This is a genomic window from Streptomyces sp. NPDC087310, from assembly GCF_044744405.1.
Classification (GTDB): domain Bacteria; phylum Actinomycetota; class Actinomycetes; order Streptomycetales; family Streptomycetaceae; genus Streptomyces.
In genome coordinates this window covers 167,176-189,949 of record NZ_JBIUYF010000001.1, presented here as the reverse complement: position 1 = coordinate 189,949, position 22,774 = coordinate 167,176, and the positions used below count along the sequence as shown (strand labels likewise).

Here is a 22,774-nt window from a genome sequence, read left to right as displayed (position 1 = left end):
CCACAACCCCAGAGGGGCGCAGAACCACATGAGCGAGGCCAGGACCATGGCGTCCGTGCCGCACGAGTCAGCCGCCGATCCGGCGATCGTCGTCGAGGAGATACGTAAACGATACGGCGGCCACCAGGCCGTGGACGGTGTCTCCCTGCGCGTCGGGCGCGGGGAGTTCTTCGGGCTCCTCGGCCCCAACGGCGCCGGGAAGACCACCCTGGTCGAGATCATGGAGGGCCTGCGCCGTCCGGACTCGGGCACCGTCACGGTGCTCGGCCGGGCCCCCTGGCCCCGGGACGTCGCCCTGCTGCCCCGGCTGGGGGTGCAGACCCAGTCGTCCGCCTTCTTCGTGCGCCAGACCGCCCGCGAACACCTCCGTACCGTCGCCGCGCTGTACGGGGCCGGCCGGGAGGACGCCGACCGCACCCTGGAGACGGTCGGGCTGACCGACCGGCGCGACGTACGCGTCGAGGACCTCTCCGGCGGCCAGCGCCAGCGCCTCGCCATCGCGTCCGCCCTGGTCCACGGGCCCGAGCTGATCTTCCTGGACGAACCCACCGCCGCGCTGGACCCGCAGGCCCGCCGCGATCTGTGGGAGGTGCTGCGCGGACTCAAGAGCGAGGGCCGCACCATCGTCTACACCACCCACCACCTGGACGAGGCCGAAGCGCTCTGCGACCGCGTGGCGATCCTCGTCGGCGGCTCCGTCGTCGCCCTGGACTCCCCGCACCGCCTGGTCACCGCCGCCGCGACGCCGACCCGCCTCATGATCCCCGTCGAGCGGATGGCCGAGGAGGACGCGGCGGCCCTCCCGGGCGTCGACCGGGTCACCGTGCAGGGCGGCTCCCTGGTCCTGGAGACGGCGTCGTCGGGAAAGGTCCTCCAGGCCGTCGACGCGCGCATCGGCCTGGACGGTGTCCAGACCCGCACCGCGACGCTGGAGGACGTCTACCTCCAGCTCACCGGCGCCGAGCACACCGGAACGACCCCCGCCGGAACGACACACACCGACACCACGCACAACGAATCCACGCACACCGACACCACGCACACCGACACCGACACGACGGAGCAGCAGGGATGAGCGCGTACGCAAGCCTGACGGGGGCCGGCTACCGGGCGCAGATCCGGGACAAGGCCACCCTCTTCTTCACCTTCGCCTTCCCGCTGCTGTTCCTGGTCGTCTTCGGGCTGATCTTCCGGGGCCAGGAGGTCGAGGAGACCGGCCGCCCGTACATCTCGTACATCGCGCCGGGCGTGATGTCCTGGGGTGTCGCCAACGCCGCCGTCTTCGGCATCGCCTTCACCCTCATGCAGTGGCGCCGTGACGATCTGCTCCGGCTGATCCGGATGACCCCGACCCCGCTCCTCTCGGTCCTGGCCTCCCGTTACGTCCTCGCCCTCGGGGTGGGCGTCGTGCAGGCGGTGGTGTTCGTCGTGGTGGCCATGCTGCCGCTCTTCGGGCTGGAGCTGGACGCCCGGTGGCCGCTGGCGCTGCCCGTGCTGGTGCTCGGCATCACCGCGTTCCTCACCATCGGCGTGGTCATCGGCTCGTACGCCCGTACCCCCGAGGCGGTCGCGGCCATCGCCAACTGCCTCATGGTGCCGATGGCCTTCGTCTCCGGCTCGTTCCTGCCGCTCGACATGATGCCGTCCTGGCTCCAGACCTTCTCGCGGGTCCTGCCGCTGCGCTATCTCAACGACGCGGCGTCCGCGGCCCTCACCGGCCGGGGCGACCTCGGCGACATCGCTCTGGGCTGCGGCGGACTGGCCGTGTTCACCGTGGTCTTCGGGGCGCTCGCGCTGAAGACGTTCCGCTGGAGCAACGCGGCATGACGGCCGGCACCGTACGGACGGCGGGCGCCGCGGCCGGCCCGCCGCAGTCGCCCCCGGACGACCGCACCCCCCTGGCGGCGGCGTGCCTCCTGCTCCAGCGGGCGCTCACCGCGCGCCACACACCGGCCGCCGGACCGGGCGCGGTGCACGTGCCCGGTCCGGTGCCGGTACCGGCACCGCCCACGGTGGTTCCGCTGGGCGCCGCCGATGTCCTCGGTCACCGCGGCGGCGACCCCTTCGCCGCGGTCCGCCCCGCCGCCACCGTCCATCTCACCTCGCGTGACGTGCTGGTGGGCCCCTGGGGCGGCGACGGCACCGCGCCCGCCTGCGGCCAGTGCCTGGCGATGCGCTGGCAGCGGCTGCGCACCCGTACCGAACGCGACGCCCTGGAGACCGGCTCCGCCACCCGCGCGGCCGGGCCCTGGCCGGATCTCACCCCCTATGTGCTCGACGCGGTCGACGCGCTGTACCGCGCCGTCGTCCTCTCGGACCGGGTGGACCCGCCGGGGCCCGGCGCCGCCGACCGGTCCCTGCCCCAGGTGTCACGGCTGGATCTGGCCACGCTGGAGGTACGGACGTACCCCCTGCTCGCCGATCCGCTCTGCCCGCACTGCGGGCCGCGCGCCTCCGGCACGGACGCCGACGCCGACGGCGCGGCTCCGCTCACCCTCGTGAGCCGGCCCAAACCCGCCCCCGGCGTCTACCGGCTGCGCCCGGCGTCCGCGTACCCGATGCCGGTGACGGCGCTCGCCAACCCCGTCACCGGGGTCCTCGGCGCGGGCACCTGGATCAATGTCACCTCGCCCACCACCGCACCGGTCGCCGGCAGTGTCTTCATGCGCGGTTACGCGGGCCTCACCGACGTCACCTGGAGCGGCCAGGCCAACGGCTTCGACGCCAGCCGCGACCTCGCCTTCCTGGAGGGGCTGGAACGGTACGCGGGCACCCACCGGCGCACCGGCGGCGCCCCCGTCGTCGCGGCCTACCGCGACCTAGGGGACACGGCCCTCTCGCCCGCCGACTGCGGCTTCTACCCGCCCGAGACCTACCGCGACGACCCGCTGGTCAGCCCCTTCGACCCGGACCGGCCCATCCCCTGGGTCCGGGGGCACTCCCTGCGCGACCACCGCCCGATCCTCGTCCCGGCCCGCCTCGTCCACTACAGCGCGGGCCTCGCCTCCGACAACTTCGTCTTCGAGTGCTCCAACGGCTGCGCCATCGGCGGCAGCCTGGAGGAGGCGATCCTCGGCGGTCTCCTCGAACTCATCGAGCGGGACGCCTTCCTGCTCGCCTGGTACGGCGCCACCCCGCTCACCGAGATCGACCTCGGCTCGGTACGGGACCGTACGGTACGCACCATGATCGACCGGGCCGCGGCGCAGGGCTACGACGTCCACGCCTTCGACAACCGGATCGATCTCGCCGTACCGGTCGTCACCGGTCTCGCGGTACGGCGCGACGGCGGCCCCGGCACCTTCTCCTTCGGCGCCGGCGCGAGCCTGGACCCGGCCGCCGCCCTGGAGGGCGCCCTCTCCGAAGTGCTCACCTACATCCCACACCTGCCCCGCCAGGTGACGGAGCGCCGCGCCGAACTGGAGGCCATGGCCGACGACTTCGGGAAGGTCCTGCACCTGAAGGACCACGCCCAGCTCTACGGGCTGCCGCGGATGGCCGAGCACGTCCGCGGCTATCTGGAACCGCCCGCCGTCCGCCCGGCGGAGGAGATCTACCGGACCTGGGAGGAGCGGCTGCGTCCCCGTACCGGCGACCTGCTCGACGACGTGACACACTGCCGCGACGAACTCGTCCGCGCGGGCCACGACGTGATCGTCGTCGACCAGACCACACCGGAACAGCGCCGCATGGGGCTGTGCACGGTGGCCACCGTGGTCCCCGGTCTGCTGCCGATCGACTTCGGCTGGTCACGCAGACGGGCCCCGGGCATGCCGAGACTGCGCACCGCGGCCCACCGCGCGGGGCTGCGCACCCGGGAGCTGACCGAGCGGGAGATCCGGCTCGTGCCGCACCCCTTCCCCTGAGAGGCCGCCAGGGCACGCACACACACGAACGGGCGGCACCCGCGCGGAAGACCGCGGGTGCCGCCCGTCCGGTGACGGCGCGCTCCGGATCAGGCGCTGCAGGACGTGGTGCTCGTGGTGGAGGAGCACGTCGACGTGGAGCTGCAGCTCGTGGAGCCCGCGAGCACGACCTCGCTGGCGTCCGAGTAGTCCGAGATCTCGAAGGTCTCCGACTCCAGCTCCATGATCTCGTCGGCCAGCGAGGCGAGGGTGTTCTTGTCGGACATGGTGACTCCTTGGTTTCCACGCCAGGCCCCGAGGGGTTCCCCGGTGGTCCTGTGCCGTGCTGCTCTGCGGCGGTGCCGTGGTGCCCTCGTATTCCAGCCGAACCCACTGCCAACCCACTGCCACCCCGGCGGGTCTTCCACTGACCGGACGTGTCAGCGGTCTGTACGCGGTACGCGGCCGGGGCACCGCACGATGGACCGGATGAGCCCCGTCGCGTACCCCGGAGAGAACACCCCCGTGCTGGACGGACTGCGGGACGTCCTGCGCCCCGCAGTCGCGTTCTGTCTCGATCTGCACCAGCACCCCGAACTCTCCGGCGAGGAGCGCCGTACGGCGGCCAGGCTGGGGGAGTGGCTGCGCGAGGCGGGGTACACGGTGACGGGCGGCATCGGCGGGCACGGCGTCGTCGGAGTGCTGCGCAACGGCGACGGCCCCCGCGTCATGATCCGTACGGAGTTGGACGCGCTGCCCGTCACCGAGCGGACCGGCCTGCCGTACACCAGCAGTGGCCCCGTCGCGCACGCCTGCGGCCACGATCTCCACATGGCCGCCGCCGCGGGCGCCGCGTCCCTGCTGGCCCGGGGCCGGGAGAGCTGGCGCGGCACCGTCGTGGTCGTCGGCCAGCCCGCCGAGGAGACCCTCGCCGGGGCGCGGGCCCTGCTGGCGGACGGGCTGTACGAGCGGTTCGGGCGGCCCGACGCCGTACTGGCCCAGCACACGGCCCTGTTGCCCGCCGGTATGGTCGCCCACGCGTACGGACCGATGCTGGCGGGGAGCGCCGGCATCGAGGCCGTCGTGCACGGCCGGGGCGGTCACGCGGGCACCCCGCACCTCGCGGTGGATCCGCTGGTCACCGCCGCCGCGGCGGTGCTGCGCCTCCAGACGGTGGTCTCCCGCGAGTGCGCGCCGACCGAACCGGCCCTGCTGAACGTCGGGTCCCTCCACTCCGGGACGGCGGGCAACCTCGTCTCCGACCGGGCGACGCTCGGCATCACGGTCCGCGCCCTGTCCGAGCGGACACTCGACCGGATGACGGCCTCGGTGGAGCGGATCGTCCGGGCGGAGTGCGCCGCCTCCGGCTGCCCCGGGGACCCGGAGATCCGCACCGTCTCCCGCTCCCCGGTCACCCATCCCGACCCGGCGGCCACGGCCGTCGTACGCCAGGCCCATGCACGTCTCCTCGGCCCGGAGCGCGTGGCGTCCTGGCCCCCGTCCATGGCGACCGAGGACTTCCCGCTGTACGGGGACGCGGGCCTCCCCGTCCACGGGGAGGCGGGGATCGCGCTGGTGTACTGGATGTTCGGGGTGGTGGGCCCGAAGGTGTGGGCACGGACGCCGGGCACGGCCGAGGAGAAGCTCGCCGTCCTCCCGCCCCACCACTCCCCGGGGTTCGCCCCCGACCTCCGCACCGCGCTGCCCGCCGGCATCACGGCGATGACGGCCGCGGCGCTCTCCCGGCTGCGCACCGAGGGTTTCTGACGCACCGTCGATCCGGATCCGTCCAGGGTGCCGGGGCCGGCCGGGGTGCGGGACACATGCCGATATCGGCCGATGTGGCGGCTCTTGGGCTCTTGGAGCCGTGCACCTTTATCAACAAGTAATGGGACGGATGTTTTACGCCACCCCTCATAGCCATAGTCTCGCCACGAGTGCACACGTTTTCTGCACATAAATCTCACGGGGGGAAGGGCGCTCACGTATGCAGGGCACCGTCGACGGGTTCAACTACGGCGTCGTCACACCGGTGGCGGCGTATCTCATGGCAGTTCTCGGCGGGGCCCTGGGACTCCGCTGCACCACCAGGTCGCTGCGTACCGACCAGGGGTGGAAGCCCGGTTGGCTGGCGCTCGGTGCGACATCCATCGGTTCGGGCATCTGGACCATGCACTTCATCGCCATGATCGGCTTCCAGGTCGAGGAGGCGCCGGTCAGTTACGACGTCCCCACGACCGTGCTCAGCCTGTTCGTGGCGATCGTCATGGTCGGGGTGGGGGTCTTCATCGTCGGCTACCGGGGGGCGACCCGTGCCACGCTGACCACCGCCGGCACGATCACCGGCCTCGGCGTCGCGGCCATGCACTACATCGGCATGTCCGGGATGCGTCTGCACGGACGGCTGGAGTACGACACGACGACCGTCGTGCTCTCGGTCGTCATCGCCGTCGTCGCCGCGACGGCCGCGCTCTGGGCCGCCGTGTCGATCCACGGCTTCCTGCCCAGCCTCGGCGCGAGCCTCGTGATGGGCGTCGCCGTGACCGGCATGCATTACACGGGCATGGCGGCGATCAGTGTGCACCTTCAGAGCGCCACCGGTGGCTCGGCGGGCGGCGGTTCGCCGACCTCGATCATGTTCCCGCTGCTGCTCGGCCCCGCGGTCTTCCTGGTACTGGCGGGCGTCGTGGTGATGTTCGACCCTCTCCTCGTCCTGGGCGAGGGCGAGTGGGACCGGCCGATCGGCAAGAAGCCCGTACGGAACGGTGCCGCGCCCCGGCCCGTCCCGCCGCCGCCGCCGGCGTACGGCGATGTGAACGGCGGCAGGGCCCAGACGCCCACCCCGCCGCCGGCGCACACCCGGCCGCCCCAGGCGCCCACCTCGGCGCCGGGGGCGCACCGGGGCGCGGGCCCCAGGGGTCCGTACGACTGGTGACCGTCCCCCGGTGACCGCCGTTCGGTGAGGTGTTCCGGAGCGCCGCCCCGCCTGTCGCGGGGCGGCGCTTCACGCGTCCCGCTCCGCCGCGCCGTCCGTCGCGTCGTCCGCCGTGCCGATCGACTCCCGCAGCCGTGCGCTGGCCATCCGCATGTGCTCGGCCATCGCCTCGTTGGCCGCGTCCGGATCATGGGCGCGGATCGCCGCCAGGACGGCGTCGTGCTCGCACAGCGTGCCGCTCACGGTCCCCTCCAGATCGCTGACCCGCTCCATCCACACCTGGAGCAGCGCGCGGATGGAGTGCAGGATGTCGCTCAGCACCGAGTTCCTGGCGATGCTCGCCGTTTCCAGGTGGAAGGCGATGTCCGCGTCGATGAACGCCGCGACGTCCGTGCCGGCGTCCCGCATCCGCCGCAGATGCTCCTCCAGCCGTGCCACGTCCTGCTCGGTGGCGCGCTCCGCCGCCAGCCGCGCCGACACCCCTTCCATGTGGGTACGGACCTCCACCAGGTCCTGGGTGCGCCGCTGCCCGAGCATCAGCCCCCAGTTGATGGCGCGCGGCAGGAACTCCGAGGTCCCCTCGCGCACGTACGAGCCGGAGCCCGGACGGATCTCGATGATGCCGAGCACGTCGAGGGCCGAGAGGGCGCCCCGCACGCTGGACCGCGCGACCCCCAGGGCCTCGGCGAGCTGACGTTCGGCGGGCAGCCGGGTGCCGGGCTTGATGTCGCCCGCGGAGAGGTGGTCGAGAAGCCGCTTGGCGACCTCGCTCACCGATGACTCGCGCACGACGGGGCGCAGAAGCTGGGCGAGATCCGGCGAGGCGGGCGATTGCTGATCAGGCTGACTGGTCACGGTCACCAGTACACCAGATGGGTGTTCCCGCTGTTCAAAGGTGTCCTGAACCCGCCTGTAACCGAGTCGCCCCACCCTTTGTCAAGAGTGGCGTGCATCACTTTAAGAGTGACGCTCGCCACATTGGTCAATTGGTGACCAATTTTCTTCTGGGGGTTACGTTGAAGACACATCAGCCGGTGGAGCGGGTGCTGCGCTCTGTTTCAGCCATGAACGCCGCCGACTGTGACCCGAGTCCGGACAGAGCTGTCCGGCGCTGCCGAGGGAGTCACCATGGGTGCTACCGCGTTGCCATCCGCGCCATCCGCCGTCGAGCGATCAGCGATCAAGAAGGTCTCGATCCGGCTCGTCCCGTTCGTCGCGTTGATGTTTTTCGTGAATTATCTCGACCGGACGGCGGTCTCCTTCGCGGAGCCGAACGGTATGGGGGAGGACCTGGCGCTCACCGCGGCGCAGTTCGGATTCGCCTCCGGGGTCTTCTTCATCGGATACATCATTCTGGAAGTCCCCAGCAACATGGCGCTGCACCGCTTCGGCGCCCGCCGCTGGCTCGCCAGGATCATGGTCACCTGGGGCATCGTGTCCCTGCTGTTCACCTGGGTGCAGAACAGTGAGCAGCTCTACGCACTGCGCTTCCTGCTCGGTGTCGCCGAGGCGGGCTTCTTCCCCGGGGCGATCCTCTTCCTGAGCCAGTGGGTGCCCACCCGGCACCGTACGAAGGTGCTCGCGCTCTTCTACCTGGCCCAGCCGCTCACCACGGTCTTCGGCGCCCCGCTCGCGGGCTGGCTCATCGGCCACCACGGGCTGTTCGGCCTTGAGGGCTGGCGCGTGATGTTCCTGTTCGTGTCGATCCCCGCGATCCTCCTCGGCGTCATCGCCTGGTTCTACCTGATCGACCGGCCCGCCGACGCCAAGTGGCTCACCCCGGCGGAGAAGGAGTGGCTGACCGCCGAGCTGACCGCGGAGAACGCCGCCAAGACGGGCGCCGACCAGAGCCACGGCCGCGCCGCGCTGAAGGAGGCGTTCCGCAACGGCCGCGTCTGGATCCTCGCGATGGTCTACTTCGGCTTCATCTACGGCCTGTACGCGCTCGCCTTCTTCCTGCCCACGATCATCGAGGGCTTCCAGGAGAGCTTCGGCACCTCCTTCAGCGTGATGGACAAGGCGCTGATCACCGCCGTCCCGTACCTGCCGGCCGCCGTCGTCCTCTTCTTCTGGTCCCGGCACGCCACCCGGCACGGAACCAGGACCTGGCACGTCGCGGGACCGGCCGTCGTCGGCGGTATCTCCATCCCCGTCGCCCTCTACATGGACTCCCCGGCCGCGACCATCGCCGTGATCACCGTGACGGCGTGTGCGATCTTCGCCGCGCTGCCCGTCTTCTGGTCGATCCCCTCCCGCTTCCTGACCGGCGCCGCCGCTGCGGCGGGCATCGCCCTCATCAACACCGCGGGCAACATCGGCGGCTTCGCCGCCGGCTATGTCACGGGCTGGCTCAAGGACTTCAGCGGCTCGTACACCCTCTCCATGTTCGTGGTGGGCGGCTTCATGCTCCTGTCGGCCGTCCTGATGGTCGTGCTCGCCAGGCGCCGGCCCGCCAACCCCTCCGACCCCGCGGACCAGCCGCTTCTCGAGGTGCACTGACATGACCCGCCTGTTCAACGCTCCCGAAGCCTTCGCCGACGAGGCGCTCGAAGGGTTCGTGGCGGCCCACCGCCGCTGGGTGCGCCCCGTCTCCGGGGGTGTCGTACGGTCCGCGCCGACCGCGCCGGGCCAGGTCGCCGTCGTGATCGGCGGCGGCTCGGGCCACTACCCGGCCTTCTCGGGGCTGGTGGGCCCCGGACTCGCCCACGGAGCGGCGGTCGGCAACGTCTTCGCCTCGCCGTCGGCCCGGCAGGTCCGCACCGTCGCGCGGAGCGCCCACGCAGGCGGCGGCGTGGTCCTCATGTACGGCAACTACGCGGGCGACGTCCTGCACTTCGGACAGGCGGCGCAGCAGCTCATCGCCGAGGGCGTCGACACCCGTACGGTCGCCGTCACCGACGACATCTCCAGCGCGAGCGCGGACGAGCGCGACAAGCGCCGCGGCATAGCCGGGGACCTGCCGGTCTTCAAGGCCGCGGCGGCGGCGGCCGAACAGGGCCGCTCCCTCGACGAGGTGGTCCTGGCAGCCCGGCACGCCAATGCCCGTACCCGCTCCTTCGGCATCGCCTTCGGCGGCTGCACGCTCCCCGGCGCCGACAGTCCGCTGTTCAGCGTGGCCGAGGGCCGGATGGCCGTCGGCCTCGGCATCCACGGCGAGCCCGGCATCGGCGAGCAGGACGTCCCGACGGCCGACGAGGCCGCCGAACTGCTGGTCTCCACGCTGCTGGCCGAACTCCCCGAGGGCGTCGACGAGCCGCGCGGCGCGCGCGCCGCCGTCATCCTCAACGGCCTCGGCACCGTCAAGTACGAGGAACTGTTCGTCGTCTACCGCCGGGTCGCGCGGCTTCTCGCCGAGGCCGGCGTCGAGGCCGTCGAACCCGAGGTCGGCGAGCTGGTGACCAGCTTCGACATGGCGGGCATCTCGCTCACGCTCTGCTGGCTGGACGAGGACCTCGAAGCCCTGTGGACCGCGGGCGCCGACACCCCCGCCTACCGCAAGGGCGCGGTCACCGCGCAGGCCGCTCCGGTCACGGACCCGGCACCGGCCGACGCGACGGGCGAGACGGACGCGGGGATTCCCGCCGCCACCGAGGAGTCCCGCGCGGCGGCGGCCACCGCGCTCGCCGCGCTCACCGCCATCAGCGAGATCGTGGACACCCACGCCGACGAACTCGGCCGTATCGACGCCGTCGCCGGCGACGGCGACCACGGCATCGGCATGCGCCGCGGCTCCGAGGCCGCCCGGCTCGCCGCCGTCACCGCCGCCGGGGCGGGCGCCGGCGCCCGTACGACGGTCAACGCCGCCGCCGACGCCTGGTCCGACCGGGCCGGCGGCACCTCCGGCGCCCTGTGGGGCGTCCTGCTGCACGCCGTCGGCACCGCGCTCGGCGACACCGAGAAGCCCACCGCGCGGACCGTGGCCCACGGCGTCGCGGAAGCCTCCGCCGCCGTACAGCGCCTGGGCGGGGCCGAGGTCGGCGACAAGACGATGGTCGACGTCCTCGTCCCGTTCGCGCGGACCCTCACCGACGCCACCGCCGAGGGCGCCGCCCTCGCCGACGCCTGGGACCGCGCCGCCACCGCCGCCGAACAGGCCGCGAAGGCCACCGCCGACCTCGTCCCCCGGATCGGCCGCGCCCGCCCGCACGTCGAGCGGTCCCTCGGCACCCCCGACGCCGGAGCCCACTCCCTCGCCCTGATCGTCCGCGCCGTCCACGGCGTACTCGTCACCCGCTGAACCCGACCCACCGAGGAGCACCCCCCATGAGCGACAAGCTGCGGATCGTCGTCGGCTCGGACGACGCCGGCTTCGACTACAAGGAAATACTGAAGAAGGACCTCCAGAACAGCGAACTCGTCGCCGGGGTCACCGACGTCGGTGTCGACGCCGACGGCCACACCGCCTACCCGACCATCGCCATCGCCGCCGCCGAGATGGTCGCGCGCGGCGAGGCCGACCGCGCCCTGCTCGTCTGCGGCACCGGACTCGGCGTGGCGATCGCCGCCAACAAGGTCAAGGGGATCCGGGCCGTCACCGCCCACGACTCCTTCTCCGTCGAGCGCGCCGTCCTCTCCAACAACGCGCAGGTCCTCACCTTCGGCCAGCGCGTCGTCGGCGTCGAACTGGCCCGCCGGCTGGCCGCCGAGTGGCTGACGTACCGCTTCGACGAGTCGTCCGCCTCCGCTGCCAAGGTGCAGCTCATGAACGACTACGAGACCGAAGAGGAAGCCGCCGCCTGATGTCCGCTCCCACCCTGCTCGGGGTGAGCCTCAAGATGTACTTCGGTCATCACGAGACCCTCAACTGGGCCCGCCGCATCGGCGACATCGCCTCCCGGCACCCGGCCGTCACCGGCGGCCTCACCGAGGTGTTCGTGCTGCCCGCCTTCCCGGCGATCGTCCCGCTCGGCACCGTCCTGGACGGCACCGGCGTCGCCGTCGGCGCCCAGGACCTCGCCACCGACGACCGGGGTCCTTTCACCGGCGAGGTCTCGGGCCCGTACCTCAAGGAGATCGGCTGCTCCTACGCCGAGGTCGGCCACGCCGAACGCCGCCGCCTCTTCGGCGAGGGCGACACCGTCGTCGCGGCCAAGACCGCCGCCGCCCTGCGCAACGGCCTCACCCCCGTGCTCTGCGTCGGTGAACTCGACCCCGCCGAACCCGCCGAGGCCGCGGAGCGCACCGTCGCCGAGCTGGCGCGCATCCTCGACACCGCCGCGCACGAAGGCGGCGAACACGGCCCGGTCGTCGTGGCGTACGAACCGCAGTGGGCGATCGGCGCACCCCGCCCCGCCTCGCCCGACCACATCACCCGCGTCTGCGCCGCCCTGACCGGCTGGCTCGGGGAGCGGCCCGCGTACGCCGGAAGCCGGGTCATCTACGGCGGCAGCGCGGGCCCCGGGCTCCTGGGCACCCTCGGCGAGGGCGTCGACGGACTCTTCCTCGGGCGCTTCGCCCATGACCCGCGGGCGGTCGAACAGATCCTCGACGAGCTGAGCGACCGGACCGTGAAGGCGGACGCGTAATGGCCTACGGACTGAGCACCTACGCCTACTTCTGGCGGATCTCCTCGCGCGCCCCGGTCCCGCTGACCGTCGAGGAGATGCTCCGCGACACCCGGGAACTGGGCGGCGACGTCTTCCAGATCTGCGACTACCCGCTGATCGAGACCTTCGACGACGCCCGCCTCGCCGGCCTCCGCGCCACCGCCGAGGACCTGGGCATCACCCTGGAACTCGGCACCCGCGGCGTCGGCCGGGACCATCTCGCCCGCTATCTCGACCTGGCGCGCAAGCTCGGTGTCACCCTCGTCCGCTCGATGATGAACACGGCCGACCACCGCCCCGGCACCGCGGAGGCCACCGAGCTGCTGCGGGGCACCGTCCCCGCCTACGCGGCCCAGGGCGTCACCCTCGGCCTGGAGACCTACGAACAGGTCTCCACCGACGACCTCCTCACCGTCGTCCGCGCCGTCGACGACCCCCACCTGGGCGTCGTGCTCGATCCGGGCAACTGCGTCGCCCGTCTGGAGCGCCCCCGGGATGTCGTCGAGGCCACCGCCCCGTACGTCGTCAACATTCATGTCAAGGACTTCGCCTTCAGCCGCCGGGACGGCTGGGTCGGCTTCACCTACGCCGGCGCCCCGCTGGGCGAGGGCCTGCTCGACCACGCCCACCTCGTCGAGACCGTACGGCCGCACGAGCGGGCCATCAACCAGATCGTGGAGCACTGGCTCCCGTGGCAGGACGACGGGTTCGAGACCACGGCCCGGATCGAGGCCCAGTGGACCCGGCACTGCATCACCACCCTTCAGAGGAGTAAGTAATGGCCACCGAGAACAAGACCGTCGCCGTCATCGGCGCCGCTGGCAAGATGGGCCAGCGCGTCTCCAACAACCTGGTCAGGAGCGACTTCCGGACGCTGTTCTCCGAGAACTCGCCCCAGGGCCAGGAGCTGGTCCGCGGACTCGGTCGCGAGCTGACCGACTCCGACGAGGCCGCCAAGCAGGCCGATGTCCTCATCCTCGCCGTGCCGGACGTCGTCCTCGGTGTCGTCTCCGAGCAGCTCGTCCCGCTGATGAAGCCCGGCGCCGTCCTGCTCACCCTCGACCCGGCGGCGGCCTACGCGGGCCTGCTGACCCGCCGCGACGACGTGCACAACGCCGTCGCCCACCCCTGCCACCCGTCCGTCTTCCTGGAGCGCACCACCAAGGAGGAGTACGCGGACACCTTCGGCGGCATCGCCGCCCCGCAGGAGGTCGTCGCCGCCTTCGAGGGCCCCGACCCGGCCGTGCGGGAACTGGCCGAGGCCGTCATCCGTACGATGTACGCGCCCGTCGTGGACGTGCACTGGGTGACGGTCAAGCAGCTCGCCGTCCTGGAGCCGACCCTGGTCGAGACCATCGCCTGCATGGTCGGCGCGCTGCTCACCGAGGCCCTGCACGAGACGGTCCACACCGTCGGTGTGCCGGAGCCCGCCGCCCGCGCGATGCTGCTGGGCCACACGCAGGTCGCGCTCGCCAACACCCTCAAGGGCGACAACCCGTTCTCCGACGCCTGCCTGATCGCCATGGACTACGGCCGTGAGTCGATCGTCAAGGACGACTGGAAGAAGGTCTTCGAGGACGACGAGCTGGACAAGGTCATCACGCGCATGCTCCGCATCAAGGAGATCAAGCGCTGACCCGCGCTCCCGCGTGGTCGTAGCACGGTGACCGGCCTCCCCGAGGAGGCCGGTCACCGCCGTCCCACGCCCTACGCCCCCTCGACCGCCCAGTCGACGGTGAAGACCGTCGGAGCGGCGAGGAGCCGGTACTCGGGCAGCACACCGGGACCGCAGGACGCGCTGCCGATACCGTGCCGCGCCGCGTCCAGCGTGAGGTGGACGAGGTCGCCCCGTACCAGCTCCGTCGGGTGCGCCGCGGCGTCCAGCTCCTCGCTCGTCCAGGGGCGGGCGGCGAACGAGAAGGGCGTGGGGCCGCTCAACCGCAGCCCGGCCCCGCCGCCGGCCGGCGCGAGCCGCACCCAGCGGACATCGGTACGGCTGCCGTTCTCCTGCGGGAAGAGGTACGGCGTCTGGAGGCCGTCCACGTCCGAGGCGAACCGTCCGACGCGGGCGGCGGCCCTGGTGTCCGGGTACGCCTCGTGCGGCCCGGCGCCGAACCAGCTCACCGCGGACAGCGCGGCCGGTACGGCGGCGCGCAGGCCAAGACGCGGCAGCGTCACGTCCCAGGCGCCGATCGGCCGGACCTCCAGCGTCAGCCGCAGCGCGCCGCCGGCGGTCCCGGCGGACGGTGCGGCGCTCCAGCGGTAGACCGCCGACAGCGCGGCGTCGCCGCCCGCGGCGGCCACCCGGGTGGTCACGGTCAGCGACCCGTCCCCGGGCTCGACGGACAGCACCTTGTGCTCCAGCCGGTCGAGCCCCGCCGCACGCCACTTCTCGGCGTCGGAACCACGCCAGCCGCGCAGATCGTTGTCCGTGGGCGCGCGCCACACATCGAGCCGCGGCCCGTGGACCGGGAGCGCGCCGAGCCGTACCAGACGTCCGGTGTACGCGTCGAAGACACCGTCCCCGAGGGCGATCCGCGCACCGTCGACCCGGGGTTCGGCGCCCGCCCCGGTGCGTATCGGCGCGGGCGCCGCGGCGGTCAACGCCGCCTGCGTCCAGGCCACTTCATGGCCGGCCGGGGCCCACGGCTCGTCCTTGGCGAGCCGCGCGCCGACGGTGAGCCACCGCTCGGCGCCGGCCGCTGCGGCGTCCGCCGCCTCGCTCAGTTCGCGCGGCCAGCCCACCACGGCCGAGTCGCCCGCCGCGACGACGGGCACGGCCAGTTCGCCCTGTCCGCCGGGGACGCCCTCGTCCTCCACCTGCCAGTGGAAGCGCAGATGACCGGTGTCGGCGAAGTCCAGGCCGTTGCGCACCGACACCGTGCGCGCCGCGGTGTCCACCCGGATCGCCACCGGCTCGACGACCTTCTTGTACTCGATCAGCCCGGGGGAGGGGGCGCGGTCCGGGAAGACCAGCCCGTCGGCCACGAAGTTGCCGTCGTGGACCACCTCGCCGAAGTCCCCGCCGTACGCGAAGAACTCCTCGCCCTCCGTGGTGCGGCGGCGGACCCCGTGGTCGATCCACTCCCAGATGAAGCCGCCCTGGAGCCGCGGGTGCTGCTCGAAGAGGCGCTGGTACTCGCTGAGTCCACCCGGGCCGTTGCCCATGGCGTGGCCGTACTCGCAGAGGATGAAGGGGAGCGCGCGGCGGTGCTCGTCCAGCGCCGGGTCCGTCGTCGGGTCCTCCGTACCGCGGCCGATCCGGTCGGTCTCGGCGTGGTCCGCGTACATCCGGCTGTAGACGTCGACGTAGCCGCTGTCCCAGTCGCCCTCGTAGTGCACCGGGCGGCCCGGGTCGCGCTCGTGCGACCAGTCGGCCATGGCCCGCAGATTGTCCCCGGTGCCCGACTCGTTGCCCAGCGACCACATGATGACGCTGGCGTGGTTCTTGTCGCGCTCGACCATACGGTGCATCCGGTCGAGCAGCGCCTCGCGCCAGGCCGGGTCCGCGCTCGGGTTGTTGCGCCAGTCGTTGAGGTGGAAGCCGTGGGTCTCCAGGTCGCACTCGTCGACGACCCACAGCCCCAACTCGTCGCAGAGGTCGAGGAAGCGGCCGTCCGGCGGGTAGTGGCTGGTGCGCACCGCGTTGATGTTGTGGCGCTTCATCAGCTCGATGTCCTGGCGCATCGTCTCGGTGGTGAGGGTGCGGCCGGTGTCCGGGTCCCACTCGTGGCGGTTGACCCCGCGCAGCAGGAGCGGTGTGCCGTTGACCCGCAGCAGGCCCCCGGAGACCGTCACCGTACGGAAGCCGATCCGCAGCCTGACCCGTTCGCCCGCCGTGGTCAGCTCCGCGTCGTACAGCCGGGGCGTCTCCGCCGTCCACGGCTCGACCGGCGCCGTGGCCCGCTCGCCGACCGCGAGGTCGAGCCCGAGCTCGGGCACGGTGACCCGGCCGGTGGCGTCGGCCTCCACCCGCAGGGTGCCCTCGCCGGTGAGATGGTCGTACCCGGCGTGGACGAAGAGGTCTCCGACGCCTGCCTCCGGCCGGTGCAGCAGGGCCACCGAACGGAAGATCCCGGACAGCCACCACATGTCCTGGTCCTCCAGGTAGCTGCCCGCCGACCACTGGTGGACGCGTACGGCGAGGACATTGCGGCCGGGGCGCAGCGCGTCGGTCGCGTCGAACTCCGTGGGCAGCCGGCTGCCCTTGCCGTCGCCGAGCCGGACGCCGTTCAGATACACCGCGAAGGCCGAGTCGACCCCTTCGAAGCGCAGCACACCGCGCCCGGTGCCCGGCCACTCCCGCGGCAGTGTGAACTCCCGCCGGTACTCGCCGGTGGGGTTGGCGTCGGGCACGCGCGGCGGGTCGACGGGGAACGGGTAGACGATATTGGTGTACGCGGGGGTGCCGAAGCGCGGTGTGCCGGCGATGTCCTGCATCTGCCAGCTCGACGGGACGGGGATGCGCTCCCATCCGGTGTCGTCGTGATCCGGCGCTTCGAAGTCCGGCGTCAGGGTGTGCAGGGAGTCCGCGAGACGGAAGCGCCAATCGCCGTCCAGGTCCAGGGTCATGGCATCCGACCGGTACCGGGCCCGGGGGGCGAGCCGCCCCTGACCCGGATCGCGGCTTTCGACATAGTCAAGGGAGGCGTGGTCGAGACGGTCGCTGGGCACGGAGTGTTTATCCCTTCGAGGGCGGTGCGGGGGTCCGGTAGAAGGCGGTTTCTGTGCAGCGTAAGTGACTGATCCCCGCCTCGTCGCCCCCTTTGGGCAGGGAAAATCAAGTCAGTGAGGCGGAGTGGGCCTGTCCGGCTCATTGACTGGGATAGCAACCGTTTTCTACATGGAGGAGCCCGCCCGCGCCCGATCAGTGTCGGGGCCGCGCGGCCCCCGCGCAAGGACGGCCCGGTCGCTGGGACCCGTCGCGGCGGCGCGACGGCACGTCCCCACGCGGCCGTACGGGCCGTACGGGGCGCGATCGGGCCCGTACTACGGGGCGCGATCGGGCCGTACTTCGGGGCGCGGCCGGCGGCGCCCCGCCCGCGGCCGGGCCCCGACCGGCGGGCGGCCCGTCCGCAGCGGACCCATGTCGTGAACGTGTCGTGAAAGGCAGGCCCCGAATGACCGTGGACCACCTCCGGAACCCCGTACTTCCCGGCTTCCACCCGGACCCCAGCATCGTGCGCGTGGGGGAGACGTACTACCTCGCCACCTCGACCTTCGAGTGGTTCCCCGCCGTCCCCGTGCACCGCTCCACCGACCTCGTCCACTGGGAACCGGCCGGGCATCTCCTGAACAGCCCTGACACCGTCGATCTGCGCGGTGTCGCGAACTCCGCCGGGGTCTGGGCCCCCTCGCTCTCCTTCCACGGCGGCCGGTTCTGGCTCGTCTACTCCCCGGTGTGGACCGTCGGCTCCCCGTACAAGGACGTCGACAACTACCTGGTCACCGCGGACTCGATCGAGGGCCTCTGGTCGGAGCCGGTCTTCCTCAACTCCTCCGGCTTCGACCCCTCGCTCTTCCACGACGAGGACGGCCGCCACTGGCTGGTCAACCTCCGCTGGGACCACCGTCCCGACCGCCCCTCCTTCGCAGGCATCGTGCTCCAGGAGTACGACCCCGGGGCGCGGGCGGGTGCTCGGCCTGGCCGTCTGCGACGACGGCGCGTACTCCGAGCCCGCCGACTGCGAACTCCCCGTCGAGGAGTGGCCACTGCTCCACCTGCGGGCCGACTTCGACGGCGCCGCACTGCGTCTGAGCGCCTCGCCCGACGGCGCGGAGTGGACCCGGGTGGGCCCGGTCCTCGACGCGAGCAAGCTCTCCGACGACTACGGCGACCGGCTCCGCTTCACGGGCGCCTTCGTCGGCGTCTGCGCCCAGGACCTCGGCGGAACACGGGTGACCGCGGACTTCGACCGGTTCGCGCTCACCAGCCTCTGAGCCGTACGACCGCACGATCCGGCCGATCCGGCTGATCCATTCGGAAACCGGTCTCTACGCGGGACGTGCCCGCTGCGCCCCACCGTGACGCTTAACTCCCTCTTCAGGTGCCGTTTCTGTCACACCGCACCATTGACCCTCTCGGGCACGGGTGCTTAGCGTAGAGATCGGTTGCTATACGGAAGCCACAGACCCGAGCCGGAGGCCACTTCCCTTGCCCGAGCGTCCCCTGGCGTTGTTCGCCATGAGTGCAGAGAACCTGCCGAAGCTCTTTCCGCCCGACGCCCTGGCCAGGCTCCGGGCCTCGGTGGACATCGACCCCACCCTGGTGGCCGAGGACTTCCACGACCCACGGGTGGCCGGCGCCCTCGCCAGGGCCGAGGTCCTCATCACCGGATGGGGGAGCCCCGCCATCGACACCGGCGTGCTGGAGGCGGCCCCCGGTCTGCGGGCCGTGCTGCACTCCGCCGGCTCGGTCAAGAGCCTGATCACCCCCGGCTGCTGGGAGCGCGGACTCGTCGTCTCCTCGGCCGCCGACGCCAACGCCCTGCCCGTCGCCGAGTACACCCTCGGCATGATCATGCTCGTGGGCAAGGGACTCCTCGCCGCCCGCGAGCGCTACCGCGCCGACCGCACCTTCACCCTCGCGGAGGTCATCCCCGGCATCGGGAACTACGGCCGCCGCATCGGCATCGTGGGAGCGTCCCGCATCGGCCGCCGTGTCATCGAACTGCTGCGCCCCTTCGACTTCCGGGTCGCGCTCGCCGACCCGTACGTCGACGCCGCCGAGGCCGCGCGACTCGGCGTCACCCTGCTGGACCTGGACGAACTGCTGCGGACCAGCGACATCGTCACCGTCCACGCGCCCGCGACCGCCGAGACCCGGCACCTCATCGGCCGCCGCGAACTCGCCCTGATGGAGTCGGGCACGGTCCTCGTCAACACCGCGCGCGGCAGCCTCGTCGACACCCCGGCGCTCGTCGAGGAGCTGCGCGGCGGCAGGATCAGCGCCGTACTCGATGTCACGGACCCCGAGCCCCTGCCGCCGGACTCCCCGCTCCTCGACCTGCCCAACGCGTTCGTCACCCCGCACATCGCCGGCTCGCAGGGCAACGAGCTGCACCGGCTCGGCCTCTGCGTCATCGACGAACTGGAGCGGCTGCTGCGCGGGGTGCCGCTCTCCCACCAGGTCGACCGTGCCGAACTGGAAAGAGCCGCATGACCCCGCACCCCGACATCATCTGGGGCACCGACGCCCTCACCCTGCGGCTGACCACCGACGCCGGCCACCCGCCACGGCTCGCCCTCGGCGCCGCCCCCGGACGCGCCGCCCTGCCGCTCGTCGAGATCGAGCTCGCCGGACACGGCCGTACCGGCACCTCGGGCAAGCGCCATGTGGACGGCTCCGTCTCCCGGCGGCTGCGGTACGCCGGTCACACCACGGCCGACCGACAGCTCACCGTACGGACCCACGACCCCGTGACGGATCTGCGGGCCGCCACCCACTACCGGCTCGACGACGGCGCGCCCGTCCTGCACACCTGGACCGAGGTGACCGCCGGGAAAAGCCCGTTGGACGTGGAGAGTGTGTCGTCCTTCGTGCTGGCCGGGATCGCCGAGCTGCTCGGCGCGCCCGGCCCCGGGCAGTGGGAACGCGATGTGAGCATCTGGACCGCGACCAACCCGTGGAGCGGCGAGTACCGCTGGAGCGGGGCCCCGCTCGGCGACGCGGGACTGGTCGACACCGGCATGACCCGCTTCGGCCAGACCGGCACCAAGAACCGGATCACCCGCACCAGCACCGGAGCGTGGCCCTCCTCGGAACACCTCCCGACGGGGTGGCTGGCGGGCCCCTCCGCCGTCCTCGCCTGGCAGATCGAACACAACGGCTCCTGGCACGCCGAGGTCGCCGACCGGTTCGACGAGATCCTCCTGCTGCTGTCGGGGCCCACCCGGCGCGAACACGCCTGGTCGCTGCGGCTCGCGCCCGGCGAGAGCTTCACCACCGTGCCCGTCACCGTGGCGCTCGCACCCGACCGGGACACGGCGATCGCGCACCTCACCGGCCACCGTCGGGCCACCCGCCGCCCGCACCCGGACACCACCGAACTCCCCGTGGTGTTCAACGACTTCATGAACTGCCTGATGGGCGACCCCACGACGGAGAAGCTGCTGCCCCTGATCCGGGCCGCCGCCGCGACCGGCTGCGAGTACTTCGTCGTCGACGCCGGCTGGTACGACGACGAGCGGGCCGGCGAGGGCCCCGGGGGAGTGCCGGGCTGGTGGGACTCCGTCGGCGCCTGGGAGCCCTCGTCCTCCCGCTTCCCCGGCGGACTCGCCGAGGTCACCGACGCCGTCAAGGCCGCCGGAATGATCCCCGGGCTCTGGCTGGAGCCCGAAGTCGTCGGCGTACGCAGCCCGTTGGCGTCCGCCCTGCCCGACGAGGCGTTCTTCCGGCGCGACGGCGTACGGCTCACGGAGTGGGGCCGCCACCAGCTCGACCTGACCCACCCCGCGGCGCGCGCCCATCTCGATGCCACCGTGGACCGGCTGGTCACCGAGTTCGGCCTCGGCTATCTGAAGCTCGACTACAACATCGACATCGGCGCCGGCACGGACAGCGGCCCGCACGGCCCCGGCCAGGGCCTGCTGGCCCACAACCGCGCCTACCTCGACTGGATCGACGGCGTCCACGACCGCCACCCCGGCCTCGTCCTCGAAGGCTGCGCGGCCGGCGGCATGCGCATCGACCACGCCACCCTCGCGCACGTCCCCGTACAGTCCCTGACCGATCAGCAGGACGCCCTGCTCCTCGCCGCCGTGGCCGCCGCCGCGCCGGTCGCCGTACCGCCGGAACAGGGCGCGGTCTGGGCCTGCCCCCAGCCGGGACAGAGCGACGAGGAGATCGTCTTCACCCTGGTGTCGGCGCTCCTCGGCCGCGTCCACCTCAGCGGCAGGATCGACCTGCTCCCACCGGATCGGCTCGCCCTGGTCACCGAGGCGCTCGACAGCTACCGCGGCTACCGAAGCACCCTGGCGCACGCCGTGCCCTCCTGGCCGCTCGGACTGCCCGGCTGGCGCGACGACTGGCTCGCGCTCGCCCTCGACACCGGTACGGAGACACTGCTCGCGATCTGGCGCAGAGGCGGCGCCGAGGAGGTGTGCGAGCTGGACGCCCCGGCGGGAACCCACTCCGTCGTCCCCGTCTACCCGCAGGTGGCGCCCGGCGGCGCGGTGCTCGACGCGGAGCGCGGACGGCTGCGGATCGATCTGCCACGGGCGCCGTCGGCCCGTCTGCTGCGGCTCTCCTGTGCCGCCGCTCCACTATCGTGAGCGCAACGCAGGCGGCAGGCCGAGGGGACACACACGTGGACATGAACGCGACGGGTTCGACCGGTAAGGAAGCATCGACGGTCAGGGACGTCGCCAAACGCGCCGGGGTGTCCGCCTCGACGGTCTCCCGGGTGCTCGGTGGCACCTATCCGGTGGCCGCGGCCACCCGTACCCGGGTGCTCCGCGCCATGCGCGAGCTGGACTACGTCGTCAACGCGCACGCGCGGGCGCTCGGCGGATCCACCAACAAGACGGTGGCGTTCGTCGTCGACGACGTCACCGGCCCCTTCTACGCCCATGTCGCCCGCGGTGTCGAGGAACAGGCGTCCGCCGAGGGGCGGTTGTGCATGCTGTGCACGACCCACGGCGACCCGCAGCGCGTGCTGGCCGTCGTGGAGATGATGCGCGAGCAGCGCGCCGACGCCGTCATCGTGGTCGGCGGCGCCTGGGACGACAAGGAGTACCAGGAGCGCATGACACACTTCGCGCACGCCCTGGACCGGGCCGGCTCACGCCTGGTGCTCGTGGGGCGGCCCCCGCTCGGCGAGGGGGTGCCCGCCACCGTGGTCGAGTACGACAACGAGAACGGCGCCTTCGCCATGACGACCCACCTGCTGAGCCTGGGACACCGCAGGATCGCCTTCCTCGGGCGGGTCCCCGGCCTGTCCACCAGCGGCCAGCGGGTCGAGGGGTTCCTGCGCGCCCACGAGACCCTGGGCCGGGAGGCCGATCCCGCGCTGATCGTCGACGGTGTGTTCACCCGCTCGTTCGGATACCGCGCGGCGAGCGAACTCCTGGCGTCCGGCGCCGAGTTCGACGCCGTGTTCGCCGCCACCGACATGGTCGCCGCCGGGGTGCTCCAGGCGCTGCGCGAGGGCGGTGTGCGGGTCCCCGAGGACGTCTCCGTGGTGGGGTACGACGACATCCCGGTCGCCATCGACCTGCACCCGGCCCTGACCACCGTCAGCATCCCGCACGAGGAGCTGGGGCGCACCGCCGTACGGCTCGCCCTGCACCGGCGTGAACTCCCGGACGCCCAGCACCAGATGCTGGGCACGCACATCGTCGTACGCGGCTCCACGGTGCGTCCCGGCCGCTGAGCCCGGCCTCGACGGTACCACCGCTTACGTCCGTGACGATGCCGTCCCGACCAGTGCGCTCGTCGTGGACCTCGT

Annotated in this window: 17 protein-coding genes and 2 pseudogenes; 16 read left to right on the top strand and 3 right to left on the bottom strand. The window is 72.4% G+C overall.

From position 1 onward, the window contains the following. The first annotated feature begins 28 nt into the window (after positions 1–28). The 3 genes from ACIO3P_RS00855 to ACIO3P_RS00845 are packed head-to-tail and all read left to right on the top strand — an operon-like array spanning position 29 to position 3,866. Entirely contained in the window at positions 29–1,075 is a 1,047-nt protein-coding gene (locus ACIO3P_RS00855) for an ATP-binding cassette domain-containing protein (RefSeq protein WP_401849700.1), read from the top strand. Continuing rightward, positions 1,072–1,827 carry an ABC transporter permease gene (locus ACIO3P_RS00850; RefSeq protein ID WP_329823911.1) on the top strand — a complete coding sequence of 252 codons (756 nt, stop codon included), beginning with the start codon at positions 1,072–1,074 and terminating at the stop codon, positions 1,825–1,827. The genes ACIO3P_RS00855 and ACIO3P_RS00850 overlap by 4 nt, the downstream gene beginning before the upstream one ends. After that, positions 1,824–3,866, top strand: coding sequence for a TOMM precursor leader peptide-binding protein (locus ACIO3P_RS00845; protein WP_401849697.1), 2,043 nt, complete (start codon positions 1,824–1,826; stop codon positions 3,864–3,866). The genes ACIO3P_RS00850 and ACIO3P_RS00845 overlap by 4 nt, the downstream gene beginning before the upstream one ends. A gap of 89 nt (positions 3,867–3,955) precedes the next feature. On the opposite strand, the gene ACIO3P_RS00840 is transcribed toward ACIO3P_RS00845, so the two are convergent. Further along, positions 3,956–4,132, bottom strand: coding sequence for a thiazolylpeptide-type bacteriocin (locus ACIO3P_RS00840; RefSeq protein ID WP_329823913.1), 177 nt, complete (start codon positions 4,130–4,132; stop codon positions 3,956–3,958). A 202-nt stretch (positions 4,133–4,334) separates the two neighbouring features. Here ACIO3P_RS00840 and ACIO3P_RS00835 point away from each other — a divergent pair, with 202 nt between their 5' ends. Together ACIO3P_RS00835 and ACIO3P_RS00830 are read left to right on the top strand one after the other, a co-directional pair. Further along, positions 4,335–5,612: an amidohydrolase gene (locus ACIO3P_RS00835; protein ID WP_401849695.1), complete on the top strand. Its 1,278-nt coding sequence runs from the start codon at positions 4,335–4,337 to the stop codon at positions 5,610–5,612. A 220-nt stretch (positions 5,613–5,832) separates the two neighbouring features. Further along, a complete protein-coding gene (locus tag ACIO3P_RS00830) occupies positions 5,833–6,780 on the top strand; it encodes an MHYT domain-containing protein (RefSeq protein ID WP_401849693.1) in 948 nt (315 codons plus the stop codon). A 69-nt stretch (positions 6,781–6,849) separates the two neighbouring features. Here ACIO3P_RS00830 and ACIO3P_RS00825 read toward each other — a convergent pair whose 3' ends face one another. Then, complete coding sequence (locus ACIO3P_RS00825) at positions 6,850–7,641, bottom strand: FadR/GntR family transcriptional regulator (protein ID WP_329823916.1); 792 nt, start codon at positions 7,639–7,641, stop codon at positions 6,850–6,852. A 267-nt stretch (positions 7,642–7,908) separates the two neighbouring features. Between ACIO3P_RS00825 and ACIO3P_RS00820 the strand changes: the two genes are divergently transcribed. From ACIO3P_RS00820 to ACIO3P_RS00795, 6 genes are read left to right on the top strand one after another with little or no spacing between them, the layout of a single operon-like run. Further along, positions 7,909–9,279, top strand: coding sequence for an MFS transporter (locus ACIO3P_RS00820; RefSeq protein ID WP_329823917.1), 1,371 nt, complete (start codon positions 7,909–7,911; stop codon positions 9,277–9,279). A gap of 1 nt (position 9,280) precedes the next feature. After that, on the top strand, positions 9,281–11,017 hold the full coding sequence (locus ACIO3P_RS00815; protein WP_401849691.1) for a dihydroxyacetone kinase family protein: 1,737 nt from the start codon (positions 9,281–9,283) through the stop codon (positions 11,015–11,017). A 26-nt stretch (positions 11,018–11,043) separates the two neighbouring features. Further along, positions 11,044–11,520 (top strand): ribose-5-phosphate isomerase, encoded by a 477-nt coding sequence (locus ACIO3P_RS00810; RefSeq protein WP_329823919.1) that lies wholly within the window; start codon positions 11,044–11,046, stop codon positions 11,518–11,520. Next, the gene (locus ACIO3P_RS00805; protein ID WP_329823920.1) at positions 11,520–12,305 is read left to right on the top strand and encodes a triose-phosphate isomerase family protein; all 786 of its coding nucleotides are present in this window, start codon (positions 11,520–11,522) and stop codon (positions 12,303–12,305) included. The genes ACIO3P_RS00810 and ACIO3P_RS00805 overlap by 1 nt, the downstream gene beginning before the upstream one ends. Next, the gene (locus ACIO3P_RS00800) at positions 12,305–13,105 is read left to right on the top strand and encodes a sugar phosphate isomerase/epimerase family protein (RefSeq protein WP_401849689.1); all 801 of its coding nucleotides are present in this window, start codon (positions 12,305–12,307) and stop codon (positions 13,103–13,105) included. The genes ACIO3P_RS00805 and ACIO3P_RS00800 overlap by 1 nt, the downstream gene beginning before the upstream one ends. After that, on the top strand, positions 13,105–13,962 hold the full coding sequence (locus ACIO3P_RS00795; protein ID WP_329823922.1) for a phosphogluconate dehydrogenase C-terminal domain-containing protein: 858 nt from the start codon (positions 13,105–13,107) through the stop codon (positions 13,960–13,962). The genes ACIO3P_RS00800 and ACIO3P_RS00795 overlap by 1 nt, the downstream gene beginning before the upstream one ends. Before the next feature lie 71 nt (positions 13,963–14,033). Here ACIO3P_RS00795 and ACIO3P_RS00790 read toward each other — a convergent pair whose 3' ends face one another. Next, complete coding sequence (locus tag ACIO3P_RS00790; protein WP_401849687.1) at positions 14,034–17,000, bottom strand: glycoside hydrolase family 2 TIM barrel-domain containing protein; 2,967 nt, start codon at positions 16,998–17,000, stop codon at positions 14,034–14,036. 446 nt (positions 17,001–17,446) lie between these two features. Here ACIO3P_RS00790 and ACIO3P_RS00785 point away from each other — a divergent pair. The 5 genes and pseudogenes from ACIO3P_RS00785 to ACIO3P_RS00765 form a co-directional block, all read left to right on the top strand. Further along, a pseudogene (locus ACIO3P_RS00785) lies at positions 17,447–17,887 on the top strand (family 43 glycosylhydrolase); the annotation flags it as partial. 55 nt (positions 17,888–17,942) lie between these two features. Further along, positions 17,943–18,266: pseudogene (locus ACIO3P_RS00780) on the top strand (glycoside hydrolase 43 family protein); the annotation flags it as partial. Between the two features lie 214 nt (positions 18,267–18,480). Continuing rightward, positions 18,481–19,488, top strand: coding sequence for a hydroxyacid dehydrogenase (locus ACIO3P_RS00775; RefSeq protein WP_401849685.1), 1,008 nt, complete (start codon positions 18,481–18,483; stop codon positions 19,486–19,488). Continuing rightward, the gene (locus tag ACIO3P_RS00770; RefSeq protein ID WP_401849682.1) at positions 19,485–21,599 is read left to right on the top strand and encodes an alpha-galactosidase; all 2,115 of its coding nucleotides are present in this window, start codon (positions 19,485–19,487) and stop codon (positions 21,597–21,599) included. Before ACIO3P_RS00775 ends, ACIO3P_RS00770 begins: the two co-directional genes overlap by 4 nt. Before the next feature lie 41 nt (positions 21,600–21,640). Continuing rightward, positions 21,641–22,699: a LacI family DNA-binding transcriptional regulator gene (locus ACIO3P_RS00765; protein WP_401794837.1), complete on the top strand. Its 1,059-nt coding sequence runs from the start codon at positions 21,641–21,643 to the stop codon at positions 22,697–22,699. The last annotated feature ends 75 nt before the right edge of the window (positions 22,700–22,774 follow it).